General features: G+C 72.3%; 15 protein-coding genes. 6 read left to right on the plus strand and 9 right to left on the minus strand.

The features are described from left to right. Positions 1-2: 2 nt before the first annotated feature. From IE145_RS27160 to IE145_RS27175, 4 genes are all read right to left on the minus strand, one after another. Entirely contained in the window at positions 3-977 is a 975-nt protein-coding gene (locus IE145_RS27160; RefSeq protein WP_065476817.1) for an HpcH/HpaI aldolase/citrate lyase family protein, read from the minus strand. Then, a complete protein-coding gene (locus IE145_RS27165; RefSeq protein ID WP_189528088.1) occupies positions 974-2,986 on the minus strand; it encodes an ethylmalonyl-CoA mutase in 2,013 nt (670 codons plus the stop codon). Before IE145_RS27165 ends, IE145_RS27160 begins: the two co-directional genes overlap by 4 nt. 9 nt (positions 2,987-2,995) lie before the next feature. Next, positions 2,996-4,333 carry a crotonyl-CoA carboxylase/reductase gene (gene ccrA, locus IE145_RS27170; RefSeq protein ID WP_069737222.1) on the minus strand — a complete coding sequence of 446 codons (1,338 nt, stop codon included), beginning with the start codon at positions 4,331-4,333 and terminating at the stop codon, positions 2,996-2,998. 353 nt (positions 4,334-4,686) lie between these two features. Further along, complete coding sequence (locus tag IE145_RS27175; RefSeq protein WP_189528089.1) at positions 4,687-5,484, minus strand: GNAT family N-acetyltransferase; 798 nt, start codon at positions 5,482-5,484, stop codon at positions 4,687-4,689. Between the two features lie 153 nt (positions 5,485-5,637). On the opposite strand from IE145_RS27175, the gene IE145_RS27180 reads away from it, so the two are divergent. Beyond that, a complete protein-coding gene (locus tag IE145_RS27180; protein ID WP_189528090.1) occupies positions 5,638-6,420 on the plus strand; it encodes a restriction endonuclease in 783 nt (260 codons plus the stop codon). Here the strand turns inward: IE145_RS27180 and IE145_RS27185 are convergent. Both IE145_RS27185 and IE145_RS27190 read right to left on the minus strand, forming a co-directional pair. Further along, positions 6,407-7,219, minus strand: a complete 813-nt coding sequence (locus tag IE145_RS27185; RefSeq protein ID WP_189528091.1) for a TetR family transcriptional regulator — start codon at positions 7,217-7,219, stop codon at positions 6,407-6,409. The genes IE145_RS27180 and IE145_RS27185 overlap by 14 nt on opposite strands. 91 nt (positions 7,220-7,310) lie before the next feature. Next, positions 7,311-9,092: a 3-hydroxyacyl-CoA dehydrogenase family protein gene (locus IE145_RS27190; protein ID WP_189528127.1), complete on the minus strand. Its 1,782-nt coding sequence runs from the start codon at positions 9,090-9,092 to the stop codon at positions 7,311-7,313. 361 nt (positions 9,093-9,453) lie between these two features. Between IE145_RS27190 and IE145_RS27195 the strand changes: the two genes are divergently transcribed. Continuing rightward, positions 9,454-10,038 carry an adenylosuccinate lyase gene (locus IE145_RS27195; RefSeq protein WP_229825848.1) on the plus strand — a complete coding sequence of 195 codons (585 nt, stop codon included), beginning with the start codon at positions 9,454-9,456 and terminating at the stop codon, positions 10,036-10,038. 128 nt (positions 10,039-10,166) lie between these two features. Here IE145_RS27195 and IE145_RS27200 read toward each other — a convergent pair whose 3' ends face one another. Next, positions 10,167-11,753: an alpha/beta hydrolase gene (locus IE145_RS27200; protein WP_189528092.1), complete on the minus strand. Its 1,587-nt coding sequence runs from the start codon at positions 11,751-11,753 to the stop codon at positions 10,167-10,169. A gap of 183 nt (positions 11,754-11,936) precedes the next feature. After that, positions 11,937-12,977, minus strand: coding sequence for an Rv2578c family radical SAM protein (locus tag IE145_RS27205; RefSeq protein WP_189528093.1), 1,041 nt, complete (start codon positions 12,975-12,977; stop codon positions 11,937-11,939). A 123-nt stretch (positions 12,978-13,100) separates the two neighbouring features. On the opposite strand from IE145_RS27205, the gene IE145_RS27210 reads away from it, so the two are divergent. From IE145_RS27210 to IE145_RS27220, 3 genes are all read left to right on the plus strand, one after another. Continuing rightward, a complete protein-coding gene (locus IE145_RS27210; protein WP_189528094.1) occupies positions 13,101-13,493 on the plus strand; it encodes a VOC family protein in 393 nt (130 codons plus the stop codon). An 87-nt stretch (positions 13,494-13,580) separates the two neighbouring features. Further along, complete coding sequence (locus IE145_RS27215; RefSeq protein WP_006128721.1) at positions 13,581-14,024, plus strand: SRPBCC family protein; 444 nt, start codon at positions 13,581-13,583, stop codon at positions 14,022-14,024. 218 nt (positions 14,025-14,242) lie between these two features. Continuing rightward, entirely contained in the window at positions 14,243-16,729 is a 2,487-nt protein-coding gene (locus IE145_RS27220) for an MFS transporter (protein ID WP_189528095.1), read from the plus strand. A 135-nt stretch (positions 16,730-16,864) separates the two neighbouring features. On the opposite strand, the gene IE145_RS27225 is transcribed toward IE145_RS27220, so the two are convergent. Next, entirely contained in the window at positions 16,865-17,824 is a 960-nt protein-coding gene (locus tag IE145_RS27225; RefSeq protein WP_189528096.1) for a LysR family transcriptional regulator, read from the minus strand. A 119-nt stretch (positions 17,825-17,943) separates the two neighbouring features. On the opposite strand from IE145_RS27225, the gene IE145_RS27230 reads away from it, so the two are divergent. Next, positions 17,944-18,948: an aldo/keto reductase gene (locus IE145_RS27230; RefSeq protein WP_189528097.1), complete on the plus strand. Its 1,005-nt coding sequence runs from the start codon at positions 17,944-17,946 to the stop codon at positions 18,946-18,948. Positions 18,949-19,174: the final 226 nt, after the last annotated feature.

The raw sequence follows: 19,174 nt of genomic DNA on the forward strand, positions 1-19,174 counted from the left end.
GATCAGGCCTCCGGGGCTTCGAACTTGGACGTGCGCTGCATTCCGGCGGCCCGGCCCTTGCCCGCGATGACCAGGGCCATCTTGCGGCTGGCCTCGTCGATCATCTCGTCGCCGAGCATCGCGGAGCCCTTCTTGCCGCCCTCCTCGGAGGTGCACCAGTCATACGCGTCGAGGATCAGCTCGGCGTGGTCGTAGTCCTCCTGCGAGGGCGAGAACACCTCGTTCGCCGCGTCGACCTGCCCCGGGTGCAGCACCCACTTGCCGTCGAAGCCGAGGGCGGCGGCGCGGCCGGCCACCTCGCGGTAGGCGTCCACGTCACGGATCTGGAGGAAGGGGCCGTCGATCGCCTGGAGGTCGTGGCTGCGGGCCGCCATCAGGATGCGCATCAGGATGTAGTGGTAGGCGTCCGCCGGGTAGCCGGGCGGCTGCTGGCCGACGACCAGGGTCTTCATGTTGATCGACGCCATGAAGTCGGCCGGGCCGAAGATCAGCGTCTCCAGGCGGGGCGAGGCCTGGGCGATCTCGTCGATGTTCACCAGGCCCTTGGCGTTCTCGATCTGCGCCTCGATGCCGATCTTCCCGACCTCGAAGCCCATCGTCTTCTCGATCTGGGTCAGCAGCAGGTCCAGCGCCACGACCTGCTGGGCGTCCTGGACCTTCGGCAGCATGATGCAGTCGAGGTTCGGGCCCGCGCCCTCGACGACCGTGATGACGTCCCGGTACGTCCAGTGCGTCGTCCAGTCGTTGACCCGCACGACCCGGGTCTTGCCGCTCCAGTCACCGTTGTTCAGCGCGTCCACGATGTGGTGGCGGGCGCCCTCCTTGGCGAGCGGCGCGCAGGCGTCCTCCAGGTCGAGGAAGACCTGGTCGGCCGGGAGGCCCTGGGCCTTCTCCAGGAAGCGCGGGTTGGAGCCCGGCACGGCCAGGCACGAGCGGCGCGGGCGCAGGCGGTTGACCGAGGGAGTGGGCGTGGTCATGCGGGGACCTCCAGAGGGTCGAGCTTGTTCGCTTTCCGGATCTCGTCGACGATACGGCCGATGATCTCCGTGATGCCGAAGTCCTTCGGGGTGAAGACGGCGGCCACTCCGGCTTCGATGAGGGCGGTGGCGTCGGCCGGCGGGATGATGCCGCCCGCGATCACCGGGATGTCCGGCGCCCCGGCCTCGCGCAGCCGGTGCAGCACGTCGGGGACCAGCTCGGCGTGCGAGCCGGAGAGGATGGACAGGCCCACGCAGTGCACGTCCTCGGCGAGCGCCGCGTCGGTGATCTGCTCGGGGGTGAGCCGGATCCCCTGGTAGACCACCTCGAACCCGGCGTCCCTGGCCCGTACGGCGATCTGCTCGGCCCCGTTGGAGTGCCCGTCCAGGCCCGGCTTGCCGACCAGCAGACGCAGTCGCCCGGCGCCCAGGTCGGCGGCGGTCCGGGTGACCTTCTCACGGACCAGGGCGAGCGTGCTGCCCGGCTCCGCGCTGACCGCGACCGGGGCCGAGGAGACCCCGGTGGGCGCGCGGAACTCGCCGAAGACGTCCCGCAGCGCCCAGGACCACTCGCCGGTGGTGACGCCCGCGCGGGCGCACTCGACGGTGGCCTCCATCAGGTTCTCGGTGCCCGCGGCCGCCTTCTTCAGCGCGGCCAGCGCCTCCGAGGCCCGCGCCTCGTCGCGGTTGTCCCGCCACTCGTGCAGCGCCGCGACGACCCGGGCCTCGTTCTCGGGGTCGACGGTCATGATCGCGCCGTCGAGGTCGGAGGTGAGCGGGTTGGGCTCGGTGGACTCGTAGATGTTGACGCCGACGATCTTCTCGTCGCCGGCCTCGATCCGGGCCCGCCGGGCCGCGTGCGAGGAGACCAGCTCGGACTTGAGGTAGCCGGACTCGACGGCCGCCATCGCGCCGCCCATCTGCTGGATCCGGTCGATCTCCGCCAGCGACTCCTCGACCAGGGCGTCCACCTTGGCCTCGATGACGTGCGAACCGGCGAAGATGTCCTCGTACTCCAGCAGATCGCTCTCGTGCGCCAGCACCTGCTGGATCCGCAGCGACCACTGCTGGTCCCAGGGGCGGGGGAGCCCCAGCGCCTCGTTCCAGGCCGGCAGCTGCACGGCGCGGGCGCGGGCGTCCTTGGAGAGGGTGACGGCCAGCATCTCCAGCACGATGCGCTGGACGTTGTTCTCCGGCTGCGCCTCGGTCAGGCCGAGGGAGTTGACCTGGACGCCGTAGCGGAAGCGGCGCTGCTTGGCGTCGGTGATGCCGTACCGCTCGCGGGTGACGCGGTCCCAGATCCGGCCGAAGGCGCGCATCTTGCACATCTCCTCGATGAAGCGGACGCCCGCGTTCACGAAGAACGAGATGCGGGCGACCACGTCACCGAACTTCTCCTCGGGCACCTGGCCCGAGTCGCGGACCGCGTCGAGCACCGCGATGGCGGTCGACATGGCGTACGCGATCTCCTGGACCGGGGTGGCCCCCGCCTCCTGGAGGTGGTAGCTGCAGATGTTGATCGGGTTCCACTTGGGGATGCGGTTGACCGTGTACGTGATCATGTCGGTGGTCAGCCGCAGTGAGGGCACCGGCGGGAAGACGTGCGTCCCGCGCGAGAGGTACTCCTTCACGATGTCGTTCTGCGTCGTTCCCTGGAGCTTGGCCGTGTCGGCCCCCTGCTCCTCCGCGACCACCTGGTAGAGCGCCAGCAGCCACATGGCGGTCGCGTTGATCGTCATCGAGGTGTTCATCTGCTCCAGGGGGATGTCCTGGAACAGCCGCCGCATGTCACCGAGGTGCGAGACGGGAACACCGACACGGCCCACCTCGCCGCGGGCGAGGATGTGGTCCGGGTCGTATCCGGTCTGCGTGGGCAGATCGAAGGCGACCGAGAGACCCGTCTGGCCCTTGGCGAGGTTGCGGCGGTACAGCTCGTTGGACGCCTCGGCGGTCGAGTGACCGGCGTACGTCCGCATGAGCCAGGGCCGGTCCTTCTGACGTTCGTTCATCGGGGAACCTCAGACGTTGCGGAAGCGGTTGATGGCGTCGATGTGCTGCTCGCGCATTTCCTGGTCGCGCACGCCCAGACCCTCGCGGGGGGCCAGGGCGAGGACGCCGACCTTGCCCTGGTGGAGGTTGCGGTGGACGTCGTAGGCGGCCTGACCGGTGTCCTCCAGGGAGTACGTCTTGGAGAGCGTCGGGTGGATCTTGCCCTTCGCGATGAGGCGGTTGGCCTCCCAGGCCTCGCGGTAGTTGGCGAAGTGGGAGCCGATGATGCGCTTGAGGGACATCCACAGGTAGCGGTTGTCGTACTCGTGCATGTAGCCCGAGGTGGAGGCGCAGGTGGTGATGGTGCCGCCCTTGCGGGTGACGTAGACCGAGGCGCCGAAGGTCTCGCGTCCGGGGTGCTCGAAGACGATGTCGATGTCCTCGCCGCCGGTGAACTCGCGGATGCGCTTGCCGAAGCGCTTCCACTCCTTCGGGTCCTGGGTGCGCTCGTCCTTCCAGAACTTGTAGCCCTCGGCGTTGCGGTCGATGACCGCCTCCGCGCCCATCGACCGGCAGATCTCGGCCTTCTCGGGGCTGGAGACGACGCAGATCGGGTTGGCGCCGCCGGCCAGGGCGAACTGGGTGGCGTACGAGCCGAGCCCGCCGCTGGCGCCCCAGATCAGCACGTTGTCGCCCTGCTTCATGCCCGCGCCGTTGCGCGAGACGAGCTGGCGGTACGCGGTCGAGTTGACCAGGCCCGGGGCGGCGGCCTCCTCCCAGCTGAGGTGCTGGGGCTTGGGCATCAGCTGGTTGGACTTGACGAGGGCGATCTCCGCCAGGCCGCCGAAGTTCGTCTCGAAGCCCCAGATGCGCTGCTCGGGGTCGAGCATCGTGTCGTTGTGGCCGTCGGAGGACTCCAGCTCGACCGAGAGGCAGTGCGCGACGACCTCGTCGCCCGGGTTCCAGGCGTTCACGCCGGGCCCGGTGCGCAGGACGACGCCCGCCAGGTCGGAGCCGATGACGTGGTACGGCAGGTCGTGGCGCTTGGTGAGCTCGCTGAGCTTCCCGTACCGCTCCAGGAAGTTGAAGGTCGAGACCGGCTCGAAGATCGACGTCCAGACGGAGTTGTAATTCACCGAGCTGGCCATCACGGCGACGAGGGCCTCGCCGGGACCGAGTTCGGGGACCGGGACGTCGTCGAGGTGGATCGACTTGCGGGGGTCCTTGTCGCGGGATTCGAGACCGGCGAACATCTCCGCCTCGTCCTTGTGCACGGTGATGGCGCGGTAGGACTCGGGGAGGGACAGGGCCGCGAAGTCCGCGGCCGTGCTGTCCTGCGACTGGATCGCGTCCAGGATTTCCTTCACGGTGTTGCCTCCGGTGATGCGGCGTCGAGGGAACGCTTGAGGGCCCTGCTGGCAGGGGGAGCGGTGCGGTGTGGAGGTGTTGCCGTCGGTTCGGCAGGTGGAGCTGGCTTTGCTCGGTGGAGCAGAAGGTGCCTGTGACGCAGGCGTCCGGGCGCGCAGCACGGTGGTTGCGGGGACAGCCGGCGCACGTGTGAGTTCTCAGCACGCCGGCCGCCCGGACACCTTCAACGTATGGCACTCCGTGACACCTGACAAGGCACCCAGTGCCAACAATTTCTCTCACTTGTCATCTCGTGGGCACGCATGAGCAACACGATGGGCGTTACGAGACGTTCTGTCCTGCTGGCAGGCGGTCAGCGGGGCCGGCGGTACACATACGGCGTCGTGGTCCCGAGCGCCGTGAAGCCCAGCCGGGCCAGGATCGGGGCGGACATGTCGGTCGCGTCGACCTGGAGGTAGCGGTAGCCGCGCTCGGCGGCGATCCGGGCCCGGTACGCCACCAGAGCCCGGTAGACGCCCCTGCCGCGCCACTCCGCGACCGTGCCGCCGCCCCAGAGCCCCGCGAAGGCCGTCCCCGGGTACAGCTCCATCCGGGCCGAGCTGACCGGCTCGCCGTCGGCCGACGCCACGAGCGCCACGAAGTCGTCCGGGGCCTGTTCCAGCCGTGTCAGCACCTGGTGGCGCAGCCTTCCCGCGTCCGTCCCGAACGCCCGCTCGTGGGCCAGCGCCATCAGCTCCACCCCCGCCGCGTCGGTCACCACCCGCAGCTCGACCCCCGCCGGCGGGTGCGCCCCGGGCAGCCCGGTCAGCGACTCGACCGGGGCGACCAGCAGCGTCTCCGACGGCTCGGCCGCGAATCCCGCGGCCCGCAGCCGCTCGCCCAGGTCGGCCGGGCCGTCATGGGAGTAGAGCTTCCATTCGAACTCCTCGTGGCCGAGCCCGCCCCAGTGGGCGATCTGGGCCGCGATCGCCGCGTCGGCCCCTTCGGCGTCCAGGCCCGGCTCGGACCAGACCACCCCGTTCCAGTCGTCGGGCCCGCCCACCTGGCGGACCAGGGGGCCGGAGCGTTCGACGCGTACGCCGGGCCCGTCCGGGCGGGCGTACTCCCGCAGCTCGCGGTCGAACAGGTCGCGGATCTCGGTGGGTCGCATCCGTGCACCTCAGCACGGCGGCGTCCGGTGGACCAGCGGATTTCGGCCGACGCCCGCGCCGGGCGCCCCGCCGTGCGTCGAACGCGCCGCACGGGGCACACGGTGCCACAGCAAGTGATCTTGAAACGACGAGGAGACAGGGGTGGGACACCGATGGCGATACCGATCCGCCGCAGACGGGGCGACCGGCAGGGGCGCGCCTCCTTCGACCTCCGGCGCACCTCCTTCGGCTTCGCGCTGCTCGCCCTGCTCGTGGCGGGCGGCGGGCTGGCGCTGCGGGCGGTCTGGGAGAGCGCCGCCCGCCACCCGGCCTTCGCCGTGATCGTGGCCCTCTCGCTGCCCGCCCTGGCCGTCCTGCTGCTGCGCCGCCGCCGACGCGCCCGCCGGGTCGCGGCGGCTGTCACCGAGGCCGCGTACGACATCGTCGACGAGGGCCTCGCGGAGCTGGACGCCGCCGAGGCGGCCCGTGCCGAAGTCCGCCCCACCGCCCCGGAGCCGGCCGACCGCCCCGTCGACTACGCCCGACTCGACCCGTACACCTTCGAGGAGGCCGTCGCCGGACTCTGCCGCCGCGACGGCTGCGCCGACGCCGAGGTGGTGGGCGGCGCGGGGGACCTGGGCGCCGAAGTGCTGGGCACCACCCCGGACGGCCGCCGCGTCGTCGTCCAGTGCAAGCGCTACGGTCCTACGAGCCGGGCCGGCTCCCAGGACCTACAGCGGTTCGGCGGCACCTGCTACGCGGTGCACGCGGCGGACGTGGCACTCGTCGTCTCCACCGGCGGCTTCACCGAACCCGCCCTCGACTACGCCGAGCAGTGCGCCATCCTCTGCTACGGCCCCGAGGAGCTGGCCGCCTGGAGCGAGGGCGCTGCGCCCCCGCCCTGGGAGGCCGCGGCCCCCGCCGGGCAGCCGGACGCCGGGGTCAGCGGTCCTTGAGTGCCTGCTGGATCGTCCGCATGACCTCGTCCAGCGGGGCGTCCGTCCGCGCCACCGCGACCAGCACCTCGCCGTCCGCGGTCACGGCGGCCGGGGCGCGCTCGGGCTCGGCCTGGGCGGTCCGGCCGGCCCCGATGCCCGTCCCGAAGGTGTCGCGCACGATGGCGAAGGCACGGTCGAGCTGGGCCTCCACATCGCCCTGGCCGCCCGCCCGCAGCCAGCGGCGCAGCACGTGGTTGTGCGCGGTGACGACGGCGGACGCGGCGACCTCCGCGAGCAGCGGGTCGTCGTTGCCCACATGGTGGTCGCGCTCGTCGAAGTGGCCCAGGAGATAGCGGGTGAACAGCCGCTCGTAGCGGGCCACCGACGCGATCTCGGCCTCCCGGAGGGTCGGCACCTCACGGGTCAGTTTGTAACGGGCCACGGAGACGGCGGGCTTGGCCGCGTACATCTTCATGACTTCCTTGATGCCGCGGCAGACGGTGTCGAGCGGGTGCTCGTGCGCGGGGGCGGCGTTCAGGACGGCCTCGGCCCTGACGAGGGTGTCGTCGTGGTCCGGGAAGATGGCCTCTTCCTTGGAGCGGAAGTGGCGGAAGAAGGTCCGGCGGGCCACGCCCGCGGCGCCCGCGATCTCGTCGACCGTCGTCGCCTCGTACCCCTTCGTGGCGAAGAGTTCCATCGCGGCGGCGGCCAGTTCGCGGCGCATCTTGAGCCGTTGGGCGGCCGCCCGCGTCCCCGCGGTGGTCTCCGGGGCGTCGGTCGCGGCGGTGGCACGGGGTGACTTGGCGGGCTGGGACATGGCATGAACGTAACGCATCGGTGCAGGAGAGCGCGCCTGCGGGGGCGGACCGCCGGAGGGTCCCAGCAGCCCGCCCCACCCGGCTCCCGGGTCAGCGACGGGCATATTCGCGGAAGCCGCGCCCCGTCTTGCGGCCGAGGCACCCCGCGGCGACCAGGTGCTCCAGCAGCGGCGCGGGAGCCAGGCCCGGGTCGCGGAACTCCTGGTGCAGCACCTTCTCGATGGCCAGCGAGACGTCCAGGCCGACCACGTCGAGCAGTTCGAACGGGCCCATCGGGTAGCCGCCGCCCAGCTTCATCGCCGCGTCGATGTCGTCCAGCGAGGCGTAGTGCTCCTCGACCATCTTGATCGCGTTGTTGAGGTACGGGAACAGCAGCGCGTTCACGATGAACCCGGCCCGGTCCCCGCAGTCCACCGGGTGCTTGCGGATCTTTGCGCAGACCGCGCGGACCGTGGCGTGCACATCGTCGGCGGTCAGGACGGTACGGACCACCTCGACCAGCTTCATCGCGGGCGCCGGGTTGAAGAAGTGCATCCCGATGACGTCCTCGGGGCGCGCGGTCGCCCGGGCGATCGCGACGACCGGCAGGGAGGAGGTGGTGGTGGCGAGCACCGCGCCGGGCCTGCAGATCTTGTCCATCGCGGCGAACAGCTGCTGCTTGATCTCCAGGTCCTCGGCGACCGCCTCGACGGCGAGGTCGACCTCGGCGAACGCGTCCAGCGAACCGGCCGCCGTGATCCGCGCCAGCGTCTCGTCCCGGGCCTCGGCGGTGAGCCGCCCCTTGGACACCGAGCGCTCCAGGGACTTCGCGATCCGCCCCTTGGCGAGGTCCGCCTTCTCCTGGGTCCTGGCCGCCAGCACCACGCCGTAGCCGGCCTTCGCGAAGACCTCGGCGATCCCGGACGCCATGGTGCCGGAGCCCGCGACGCCCACCGACGCCACCGCGCGCCCCGCGCCCGCCTCGGCGCCGGCCGCCGGGGTCAGCGCGTCGGGCACCACGTCCTGGCCGCCCGGGGCGTCGTACGTGTAGAAGCCGCGCCCGGCCTTCCGGCCGGTCAGGCCCGCGCTGCTGAGCTGCCCGAGGATCGGGGCCGGGGCGTGCAGCCGGTCGCGGGACTCGGCGTACATGGCCTCCAGGACCGTGCGCGCGGTGTCGATGCCGATCAGGTCCAGCAGGGCGAGCGGACCCATCGGCAGCCCGCAGCCCAGCTTCATCGCGGCGTCGATGTCCTCGCGGGACGCGTAGTTCGCCTCGTACATCGCGGCGGCCTGGTTCAGGTAGCCGAAGAGCAGCCCGTCCGCGACGAACCCCGGCCGGTCGCCGACCGCGACGGTCTCCTTGCCCAGCTCCCGGGCAAGCCGGGTGACGGCCTCGACGGCGGGCGGCGCGGTCAGCACCGAGGAGACCACCTCGACCAGCTTCATCGCGGGGGCCGGGTTGAAGAAGTGCAGGCCGAGCACGCGCTCGGGGCGCTGCGACTCGGCGGCCAGCCGGGTCACCGACAGCGCGTTGGTGCCGGTGGCCAGGATCGTGGTGGGGGAGACGATCGCGTCCAGCTCCCGGAACACCTGCTGCTTGATCTCGTACGACTCCGGCACCACCTCGATGACCAGCTCGGCATCGGCGGCGGCCCGGAGGGTGTCCGCGGTACGGAAGCGGGCGAGCGCGGCGGCCCGCTCCTCCTCGGTGATCCGCCCGCGGCCCACGGCCCGTGCGGTGGACGCTTCGAGGGAGGCGACGGCCCCGAGGGCGGCCGCCTCGCTGATGTCGATGCCGATGACCTCGCGGCCCGCCAGGGCCAGGACCTCGGCGATGCCGGCGCCCATGGTGCCGAGACCGACGACGGCGATGGTGGAGAGAGGGGTGTCCATCACGGGACTCCAGGGTGAGTGACGACTGTGGGAGCACAGCGCGCGCGGCGATGAGGGAGCGGCGCGTGGTGTACGGAAGCTGCGTGTCGTGGAGCGCGGGGCCGGGGCGCGAGGAGCGCGCGCCCGGCCGTGAGGGGTGACGGACTCTGTCCCGGAGTCACGTCGCACGTAAAGCCGAACCGACAAGCACTCCGGGTGGCTGCGTCACCAGGCCACCGGAGCCTGCGGGGGAGTGTGCCCCGCTCAGATGAGATTAACCGGCGAGTAACGAGCGCGCCACCCCTGGGTTCGTGTGCCCTGGGCCACACGGGCTCGGCCGTCCCGCCCCGTACGGAGCGTGCCCGTCGATACGCTGAGCGTCATGGATGACGTCATGGACGAGGAGTTCCGTTCCCTTGTGGACCGGCTGGAGACCGAGGCGGCCGGATCGCCGCGGTACGCCCGGCTCGTCGCCGCCGAGGACCCCGAGGAGCTGGCCCGGGTCCTGGTGGAGCCGCACCAGCCCCTGTGGGCGCGCGAGATAGCCGCCTTCCGGCTCGGCTGCGCGGGCGACCGGCGGGCGTTCGAGGCGCTGGTGCTCCTGCTCAACCACCGCGACCCCGAACGCTGTGTCTCCGCCGCCCACGCCCTGGCCCGCCTGAACGACCCCCGTACACCCCGGGCCGCCGCGGCGCTCGCCACCAACGCCCTGCGCACCGCCTACGCCCTGCACCCGGTGCGCCTGCTCACCGACCTGCGGGCCCCCGAGTCGGTGCCCGCCCTCGTCGCCACCCTGCAACGCCTGCTGGCCCCGGGCGAACCCCACTGGCGCGTCGCCCTGGCCTGCGTCGAGGGCCTCGGACGGCTCGCCGACGAACAGGCCCGCCCGGTCCTCACGGCGGCCCTCCCGCATCCACGGCTCGGCGCGGCAGCGGCGGCGGCGCTCAGCCGACTGCCGGGGGAGTGAGCGGGCGGATGGGCGGAGGAGTGAGCGGGCGGACGTAACGCACTTCCGTCACCAGGGCCCCGCCCGCCATGCGTCACCAGGGTCCCGGCCGCCACGAAGGTGTCCTCGCCGCCGTCCGTCTCCCCGGCTCAGGGGCGGAAGCCGAGCAGGCCGTGCAGGCGGCTGCCCTTGCTGTTGTCCACCGACTGGGCCGCCGCCTTCTCGGCGGGCAGCGGCTTCGGCTCCGGCAGGGCGGCGCAGACCGCGTCCACCTCGCCCCGGCCGCGCGGGACCGTGCCGTCGGTCAGATAGGCCGTCAGATGCTTGTCCAGGCAGTCGTTGCCGCTCAGGGTGATGCCGTGGTTGCCGCCGCCCTCCTCCACGACGAGGCTGGAGCCCTTGAGCTTGCGGTGCATGCTGACCGCGCCGCCGTACGGAGTCGCCGCGTCGTCCGTGGCCTGGAGGATGAGCGCCGGGGGCAGCTGCCGGTTGTGCACCGGCAGGGGCCGCAGCGGAGGCACCGGCCAGTTCGCGCACGGCGCGTTGTACCAGGTGTTGTTCCAGGTCATGAACGGCGCCTTCTTGTGGATCCGGCGGCTGTCGTTGCGCCAGGTGCTCCAGTGCTCGGGCCAGCCGGCGTCACGGCACTGGACGGCCGTGTAGACCGAGTAGCCGTTGTCGCCGCTCGCGTCGACCGCGCCGAAGTTCTCGTACACCTCGACCAGCGCCTCGGCGTCCCGGTCCTTCACGTACGCGGCGAACGCCTCGGCGAGGTAGGGCCAGTAGCCGTTGTAGTAGCCGCCGGGCAGGAAGGCGTCCTCCAGTTCGCTCGCGCCGACCGTGCCGCCCGCGGGCTTCCGCGCCACGTCCGCCCGCATCCGGTACCAGGCGGCCTCGACCCGCGCGGGGTCGGTGCCCAGACCGTACGCGGCGTCGTTCTTCGCGACCCAGGCGGCGAAGGCCTTGTGCCGGTCGTCGAAGGCGTAGTCCTGGCCGAGGTTGCCCTCGTACCAGACGTCGTCCGGGTCGACGACCGAGTCCAGCACCAGTCGGCGCACGCGTTCCGGGTACAGCTTGGCGTAGACCGCGCCGAGGTAGGTGCCGTAGGAGTAGCCGAAGTAGTTGAGCTGCCGGGAGCCCAGCGCCCGGCGGATCACGTCGAGGTCCTCGGCCGCGCTGACCGTGTCCATGTACGGCAGCACGTCCCCGTGCTTCTCGCCGCAGGCCCGGGCGAAGGACTCGGCCCGGTCGCGGTTGATCCGCTCCGCCCGGTAGGACGTCGGCACCGAGTCGGGGCGCACCGGATCGAAGTGCCCGGGCAGGCAGTTCAGGGCGGGCGTGCTCTTGCCGACGCCGCGCGGGTCGAAGCCGATCACGTCGTACTGCGCGGCCACCTTCTTCGGCAGCGAGGACGCCACGAACCCGGCCATGGACAGGCCGCTGCCGCCCGGGCCGCCCGGGTTGACCAGCAGCGGGCCCTGGAAGGTCTTCGCGGTGTGCGGGACGCGGGACAGGGCGAGCGTGATCTGACGGCCCGACGGGCGGCGGTGGTCCAGCGGGGCGCGGACCTTCGCGCACTGGAGCGTCGGGTAGCTCTCGGTCGGACAGTCGGTCCACTTCAGTTTCGGGGCGGGCGGCGTGCTCGCCGGGGTGGCGGCGGCCGGGCCGGGCGCGGCGGTCAGCAGACCGGCGACGGTCGCGCCGACGGCGACCAGAATTCCTGCACGTTTCGTCATGGGGCCTCCCGGAGTGGCGGGACGCGGCGCCGGATCACCGGTCCCCGCCGCATGCTCCCCGAATTCCCTCGCGGAAGGGCCCGTTCCGCGCGGAGTCGCCCCGTACGGTCACGCCATCGGCCCCACAGGGCCCACCGGTGACCTCAGGCCCCTCCAGCCCCACCGATGGCCTCCGGGCGGCCCTCAGAGCAGGGTCAGCTGCGTCGGGCCGGGATCCGGTGCGGCGGCCGGGGCGGGCGGCGCCTGGGCGATCCGGCGGGCCTCGCCCCGGTGCGCCGGGCCGATCCCGAACTCGTCCGCCAGCTCGTGCACCTGACGGGTGATCCGGCGCTGGTACCAGGTGGGGGCGTACGCCCCGCCCGCGTACATCCGCTCGTAGCGCTCCACCAGATGCGGGTGGTGCCGCCCCAGCCAGTGCAGATACCACTCGCGCGCGCCGGGGCGCAGATGCAGGACCAGCGGGGTCACCGAGGCCGCTCCCGCCTCCGCGACGGCCGCGACCGTGGCGCGCAGCTGCTCCGGGCGGTCACCGAGGAACGGGATGACCGGGGCCATCAGGACCGAGCAGCCGATCCCGGCGTCGGTGAGGGCGCGCACCACGGCGAGCCGGCGTTCGGGGGAGGGGGTCCCCGGCTCGACCGTCCGCCACAGCTCCCGGTCGGTGAAGCCCACGGAGACCGAGACACCGATCTCGGTGACCTCGGCGGCCTGCCGCAACAGCTCCAGGTCCCGCAGGATCAGCGTGCCCTTGGTCAGGATGGAGAACGGGTTGGCCCGGTCGCGCAGGGCGGCGATGATGCCCGGCATGAGCCGGTACCGTCCCTCCGCCCGCTGGTAGCAGTCGACGTTCGTGCCCATCGCGATGTGCTCGCCCCGCCAGTGCCGGGAGGCCAGTTCGCGCTGGAGCAGCTCAGCGGCGTTGGTCTTGACGACGATCTGCGAGTCGAAGCCGATCCCGGTGTCCAGGTCCAGATAGCTGTGGGTCTTGCGGGCGAAGCAGTACACACAGGCGTGCGTGCAGCCCCGGTACGGGTTCACCGTCCATTCGAACGGCATCCGCGAGGCCCCGGGCACCCGGTTCAGGATCGAACGGGCCCGGATCTCGTGGAAGGTGATCCCTCGGAACTCCGGGGTGTCGAACGTGCGCGTGGTCACCGCGTCCGCGGCGAAGAGCGCGCTGTCCCCGGTCGTCGAGTTCTTCTCGACCAGATTGTCCCAGCGCATGGACGCCTCCTCGGTAGCACTCCCCGCAGAATAGAACATGTGTTCCCTTGATCGTGCGAGGCGAGCCGACCCTCTAGCGTGTGGGCCCTGGACGAGCCGCTACCGGACCGGGAGGCCCCGACCATGGCCAGCAAGTTCACCGAGCTCGCGATCGACTGCGCCGACCCCATGGGCCTGGCCCGCTTCTGGTGCGCGGTCCTCGACTACGAGGTGCAGGACGTGGAGGAGGGGGAGGAGGTCGTCGCCATCGGTTCGCCCGCGGTGCCCGAGGGGAAGAGGCGCCCCGGGCCGGTGCCGCCGACGCTGACCTTCGCGCGCGTTCCCGAGGGCAAGGCCGTCAAGAACCGGCTGCACATCGACGTCAACCCCACCGACCGGGAGCAGGGCGAGGAGGTCGAGCGGCTGCTCGCGCTAGGCGCCCGGCGCACCGGCATCGCACCGGACGGGGCGGGCTGGGTCGTCCTCGCCGACCCGGAGGGGAACGAGTTCTGCGTCCTCGCGACCCGCTGCCCCTGACCCCGTCCGGCCCCGATTTTGAGCGGCCGTGCCCGAGGTGGTTGGCTCAGCCCACCCCCCGAACCACGGATTGCTGGAGGAACAGCCATGGCGCAGGTCGAGGCCACCACGGAGCGGATCATCGCGGCGGACGCAGAGGCGGTGTTCGACGCGCTGGCCGACTACAAGGACGTCCGGGGCAAGGTGCTGACCGGGCACTTCAGCGAGTACGAGGTCCGGGAGGGCGGCGACGGCGAGGGCACCCTCGTCCACTGGAAGCTCCAGGCGACCAGCAAGCGCGTCCGCGACTGCCTGCTGGAGGTCAGCGAGCCGACCGACGGGCAGCTCGTCGAGAAGGACCGCAACTCCTCCATGGTCACCACCTGGACGGTCACCCCGGCCGGTGAGGGAAAGTCCAAGGCCGTCGTGGTCACGGTCTGGGACGGCGCGGGCGGCATCGGCGGGTTCTTCGAGCGGACCTTCGCCCCCAAGGGACTCGCCCGCATCTACGACGAGCTGCTTCAGAACCTCGCCACCGAGGTCGAGAAGTAGGAGCCACCGGCGATCGGGGGCCGGTCCGCCCGGCCTCCGCGCAACGACCGGCCTCACCGGAACGGGTGGTTTTCCCGGGCGGCCGGTTGTGCGCCGTAGCGGCTCCCACCGGCGCATAAGCCCTCCGCGCGCGCCGCGTACGCCCCTCGTCACGTTTGCCCCGCCTGGCCGCACGATGCGAGAAATGGGCGGCGCAGGTGCGACGAGGGGAGCGTTACGTGGTGGGCGGAATCACGCTGGTGAAGGACGGGCCGGACGGCACCGGACCCGACGGACCGGATCCGGACGGCACCGGACCCGACGGCACCGATCCGGACGGCACGGCGGCGGCGACCGTCGAAACCGCCGCGCCGCCCCCGCCACCCCCTCCGGCCGGACCCGGACCCGGGCAGGCGGCCGTGGAGATCAGCCCCCGCAAGGTCCGCATGGTCTTCCTCGGGCTGATGCTCACCCTGCTGCTCGCGGCGCTCGACCAGATGATCGTCGCCACCGCCCTGCCCAAGATCGTCGGTGAGCTGCACGGCCTGGAGAAGATGTCCTGGGCCGTCACCGCCTATCTCCTCGCCTCCACCATCGTCCTGCCGCTCTACGGCAAGCTCGGCGACCTCTTCGGCCGCAAGGGCGTCTTCCAGTTCGCCATCGTCGTCTTCATCATCGGCTCCGCCCTCGCGGGCTGGTCGCGCACCATGGACGAACTGATCGCCTTCCGGGCGATCCAGGGCATCGGCGGCGGCGGTCTCATGATCGGCGTCCAGGCGATCATCGCGGACATCGTCCCGGCCCGGGAACGCGGCCGCTACATGGGCCTCATCGGTGCGGTCTTCGGCCTGGCCTCGGTCGCCGGCCCCCTGCTCGGCGGGTTCTTCACCGACCACGCCTCCTGGCGCTGGTGCTTCTACATCAACGTCCCGTTCGGCCTGGTCACCCTCGCCGTCATCGCGGTCGTCCTCAAGCTGCCCCGGCCCGCCGTACGCCCCCGGCTCGACGTCCTGGGCGCGGCGCTCCTCGCCGCCGCCTCCACCTGCCTGGTGCTGGTGACCAGTTGGGGCGGCACCGAGTACGCCTGGGGCTCGCGCACCATCCTGGGCCTGGCGGCGGGCGCGGTCGCCACGACGGCGCTCTTCGTCGCCGTGGAACACCGCGCCGCAGAACCGATCATTCCGCTACGGCTCTTCCGCGACTCCGTCTTCAACGTCACCGGTCTGGTCGGCGCGGTCGTGGGCATCGCGCTCTTCGGCGCCGCCAGCTACCTCCCGACCTATCTCCAGATGGTCGACGGGGTCAGCGCCACCGAATCCGGGCTGCTGATGCTCCCGATGATGCTGGGCATCGTCGGCGGCTCCATCGCCTCGGGCCACCTCATCACCCGCACCGGCCGCTACCGGATCTACCCGATCGCCGGCAGCGCCGTCTCGGTGGTCGGCATGGGGCTGCTGTCCCTGCTGGAGGCGAACACCTCCCCACTCGCGTACAGCTTCTACCAGGCCGTCCTCGGCCTCGGTATCGGCCTGGTGATGTCCGTCCTCGTGCTCGCCGTGCAGAACTCCGTACGCCCCTCGGATCTCGGCACCGCCACCAGCGCCAACAACTACTTCCGGCAGATCGGCGGCAGCGTCGGCGCGGCGATCTTCGGCACGCTGTTCGCCGGGCGGCTCTCCGACGCGCTCGGCGTCCGGCTGCCCACCGGAGCGGAGTTGCCCGACCCCGAGTCGATCACCCCGCAGATCGTCCACGCGATGGAACCCGCGCTGCGCGACGCCTACATCCAGGCGTACGTCGACGCGATGCCCCGCATCTTCCTCTACCTCGTGCCGGTGCTCGTGCTCGGCCTGATCCTCGCCTGCTTCCTCAAGGAGAAACCGCTGGTGTCCCACCACAGCCCCGAAGCCGCCGCCGAGACCCCGACCGCACAGATCCCGACCGCCCGCGCCGACTCCGGTCACCTCGCCGGGGTGCCGGTGCACGGCTGCGTCCAGCACCCCGACGGCACGACCGTCCCCCGGGCCGCCCTCACCCTCATCGACGTCCAGGGGCAGCAGACCGGGCGCGGGGCCAGCGGTGAGGACGGCCGGTACGCGCTCAGCGTCCCCGGCGCCGGCTCCTACGTTCTGATCGCCGCGGCGGGCGGCCACCAGCCGCAGGCCGTCAGCGTCACCGTCGGCGAGCGCCCCGTCGAGCTGGACGTGGTGCTCGGCGGCGCCGGTCGCCTCGCGGGATCCGTGCTCACCCCCGACGGGGCGCCCGTACGCGACGCGGCCGTCACCCTCACCGACGTACGGGGCGAGGTCGTCGCCTCGACCCGCACCGGCCGCGAGGGCGGCTATGTCATCGGTGAGCTGATCGCGGGCGAGTACACCCTCGCCGCCAGCGCCCCCGCCTTCCGCCCCGCCGCCCTCCCGGTCAGCGTGCAGGCAGCCCGCGAGACCCGGCAGGACATCGAGCTGGCGGGCGGGGCCGTCCTGCGCGGCGTGGTCCGGGCCACCGGCGGACGGCCCGTCGAGGACGCCCGGGTCACCCTGCTCGACGCGGCGGGCCATGTGGTGGACACCCTCACGACCGGGGCTGACGGCTCGTTCCGGTTCGTCGATCTGCCGTCCGGCGAGTACACCGTGATCGCGGCCGGATATCCGCCGGTCGCCACGGTCCTCCAGGTCGCGGGCGGCGGCCGCACCGAGCGCGACCTGCAACTGGGCCACGAGGACTGAGCCGTACGGGCCGGGGACGGTGCGGCCTCGGGAGCCGGTGGCACCTGAGGGGCTGGGGGGACCTGAGGGTCCGGTAAGACACGAGGGTCCGGTGAGACCTGAGGGGTCGGTGGGGCCTGGGGTGCCGGTGGGGCTTCAGGGCTGAGCCCGTACCGGCTCCCGCTCCAGGTCCCGCCCAGCCTCCCGTGCCGGCTCCCGTACTCGTTCCCGTACCGGGTCCTCCCGCACCAGCCGCATCAGCGACCGCGCCCCCGGGCTCAGGCTCCGCGCCCCCGGGAGCACCACCACGCTCTCGTACACCGGCCGGTGCGGACCGGCCAGCTCCACCGCGACCAGCCGCGCCGCCTCCGGCTTACGCGAGAAGTGGTGCGGCACCACCGCGATCCCCAGCCCCTCCTGCACCAGCTCCAGCAGGCTGTGCACATCGTTGACCTCCAGGGCCACCGTCCGCCGCACCCCCGCCGCCGCGAACGCCTCGTCGGCGGCCCGGCGCGGCCCCCAGTCCGGATGGAAGTCGATGAACGACGCCCCCGGCAGCTCCTCCCACCCCACCTCGGCCCGCCCCGCGTACGGATGCCCCGCCGCGCACAGCAGCACCATCGGCTCCCGGGCCAGCGGCACCAGCTCCCCGCGCCACTCCGCCGGGCCGACCGTCGCCGCGAACGCCAGGTCCAGCCGGCCGCCCGCCACCCCGTCCAGCAGACTGCTCGTGCCCTCCTGCCGCAGCCGCAGCTCCATCTGCGGATGCTCCCGGTGGAACGCCGCCAGCAGCCGCGCCGGACTCACCCCCGCCACGCACTGCTCGACCCCCAACGTCAGCGTCCCGCGCAGCAGCCCCCGTACGGCATCGACCGCGTCGCGCGCCGCCCGCGCCCCGGCCAGCGTGCGCTCCGCCTCCACCAGCAGCGCCCGCCCCGCCTCGGTGAGCCGGACCGTGCGCGTGGTGCGGCTGAACAACGGGGTCCGCAGCTCCTGCTCCAGCGCCCGTACGGAGGCGGAGAGCCCGGACTGCGAGACGGCGAGGCGCTCGGCGGCGCGGGTGAAGTGCTGCTCCTCCGCCACGGCGACGAAGTGCTCCAGCTGCCGCAGTTCCATGATTGAGCAATGTAGACGATGAATCCGAGCGGAATCTCCTGTTGGACTGCTGGATCGATCTGAGGAAGCCTGGAGCCGTCCCCTTCAGTACCCCCGGATCTCTCCAGCGGAGCCCGCCCATGTACCTGCCGTCCCCCGACCGCTACACCGCCATGCCCTACCGGCGCACCGGCCGCAGCGGTCTGCTGCTTCCCGCGCTCTCCCTCGGCCTCTGGCACAACTTCGGGGGAGACCGGACGCCCGAGACGCAGGGCGCGATCCTGCGCCGCGCCTTCGACCTCGGCATCACCCACTTCGACCTGGCCAACAACTACGGCCCGCCGCCCGGCTCCGCCGAGGAGACCCTGGGCCGCGCCCTGGCCACCGACTTCGCCCGGCTGCGCGACGAACTCGTCATCTCCACCAAGGCCGGCTACCACATGTGGGAAGGGCCGTACGGGGAGTGGGGCTCGCGGAAGTACCTGCGCTCCTCGCTCGACCAGAGCCTGAAGCGCCTGGGTGTCGAGTACGTCGACATCTTCTACTCCCACCGCCCCGACCCGGACACCCCGCTCGAAGAGACGATGGGCGCGCTCGACTCCGCCGTACGGCAGGGCAAGGCCCTCTACGCCGGCCTCTCCAACTACTCCGCCGCGCAGACCCGTGAGGCCGCCGCGATCCTGAAGGACCTCGGCACCCCGCTCCTCATCCACCAGCCCCGCTACTCGATGCTCGACCGCCGCATCGAGGCCGACGGGCTGCCGGACGTCCTGGACGAGCTGGGCGTCGGGTCCATCGCCTACTCGCCGCTGGAGCAGGGCATCCTCACGGACCGCTACCTGCACGGTATTCCGGCCGGGTCCCGGGCGGCCGGGGACAGCCCTTTCCTGTCCGCCGACGCCGTCACCCCGCAGCTGGTGGAGCGGCTGCGTGCCCTGGACGCGCTGGCGAAGGAGCGCGGCCAGTCGCTCGCGCAGCTGGCCCTGGCGTGGGTGCTGCGCGGTGGCCGGCTCACCTCCGCCGTCGTCGGCGCGAGCAGCGTGGCCCAGCTGGAGAACAGCGTCGAGGCCGCCCGGAACCTGGACTTCACCGAGGACGAGCTGTCCCGGATCGAGGAACTGCTGCGGGACGCGAAGACGGGCTGACGCCGGTCACGTACGGGCGGAAAGGCCAGGTGCCGCGGAGCGGGACGGGCGGTGCGGCTGCCCCGGCGCGGGGCGCGCCGGGATGCCGGGAGGCGCCGCACCCGGGGGAGAAGCCCCGCCCGCATCGCGTTCACGGGGTTCGCCCGGCGGGCACGGTGTCCGCCCCGGCGGGCCGCGACGCCCGCCCGCGAGCCGCCGCGCAGGGACGCCGCTGGTCGCCCCCCGC

Origin of the sequence: Streptomyces sindenensis (assembly GCF_014649035.1) — a bacterium.
In the GTDB taxonomy this organism is placed as follows: Bacteria; Actinomycetota; Actinomycetes; order Streptomycetales; family Streptomycetaceae; genus Streptomyces; species Streptomyces sindenensis.

Coding starts and splice junctions, on each gene's coding strand:
- IE145_RS27230 (WP_189528097.1), top strand. CDS start 17,944: ATGTACCTGCCGTCCCCCGACCGCTACACCGCCATGCCCTACCGGCGC.
- IE145_RS27210 (WP_189528094.1), top strand. CDS start 13,101: ATGGCCAGCAAGTTCACCGAGCTCGCGATCGACTGCGCCGACCCCATG.
- IE145_RS27175 (WP_189528089.1), bottom strand. CDS start 5,484: ATGCGACCCACCGAGATCCGCGACCTGTTCGACCGCGAGCTGCGGGAG.
- IE145_RS27205 (WP_189528093.1), bottom strand. CDS start 12,977: ATGCGCTGGGACAATCTGGTCGAGAAGAACTCGACGACCGGGGACAGC.
- IE145_RS27190 (WP_189528127.1), bottom strand. CDS start 9,092: ATGGACACCCCTCTCTCCACCATCGCCGTCGTCGGTCTCGGCACCATG.
- IE145_RS27165 (WP_189528088.1), bottom strand. CDS start 2,986: ATGAACGAACGTCAGAAGGACCGGCCCTGGCTCATGCGGACGTACGCC.
- IE145_RS27225 (WP_189528096.1), bottom strand. CDS start 17,824: ATGGAACTGCGGCAGCTGGAGCACTTCGTCGCCGTGGCGGAGGAGCAG.
- IE145_RS27160 (WP_065476817.1), bottom strand. CDS start 977: ATGACCACGCCCACTCCCTCGGTCAACCGCCTGCGCCCGCGCCGCTCG.
- IE145_RS27180 (WP_189528090.1), top strand. CDS start 5,638: ATGGCGATACCGATCCGCCGCAGACGGGGCGACCGGCAGGGGCGCGCC.
- IE145_RS27195 (WP_229825848.1), top strand. CDS start 9,454: ATGGATGACGTCATGGACGAGGAGTTCCGTTCCCTTGTGGACCGGCTG.
- IE145_RS27215 (WP_006128721.1), top strand. CDS start 13,581: ATGGCGCAGGTCGAGGCCACCACGGAGCGGATCATCGCGGCGGACGCA.
- IE145_RS27185 (WP_189528091.1), bottom strand. CDS start 7,219: ATGTCCCAGCCCGCCAAGTCACCCCGTGCCACCGCCGCGACCGACGCC.
- IE145_RS27200 (WP_189528092.1), bottom strand. CDS start 11,753: ATGACGAAACGTGCAGGAATTCTGGTCGCCGTCGGCGCGACCGTCGCC.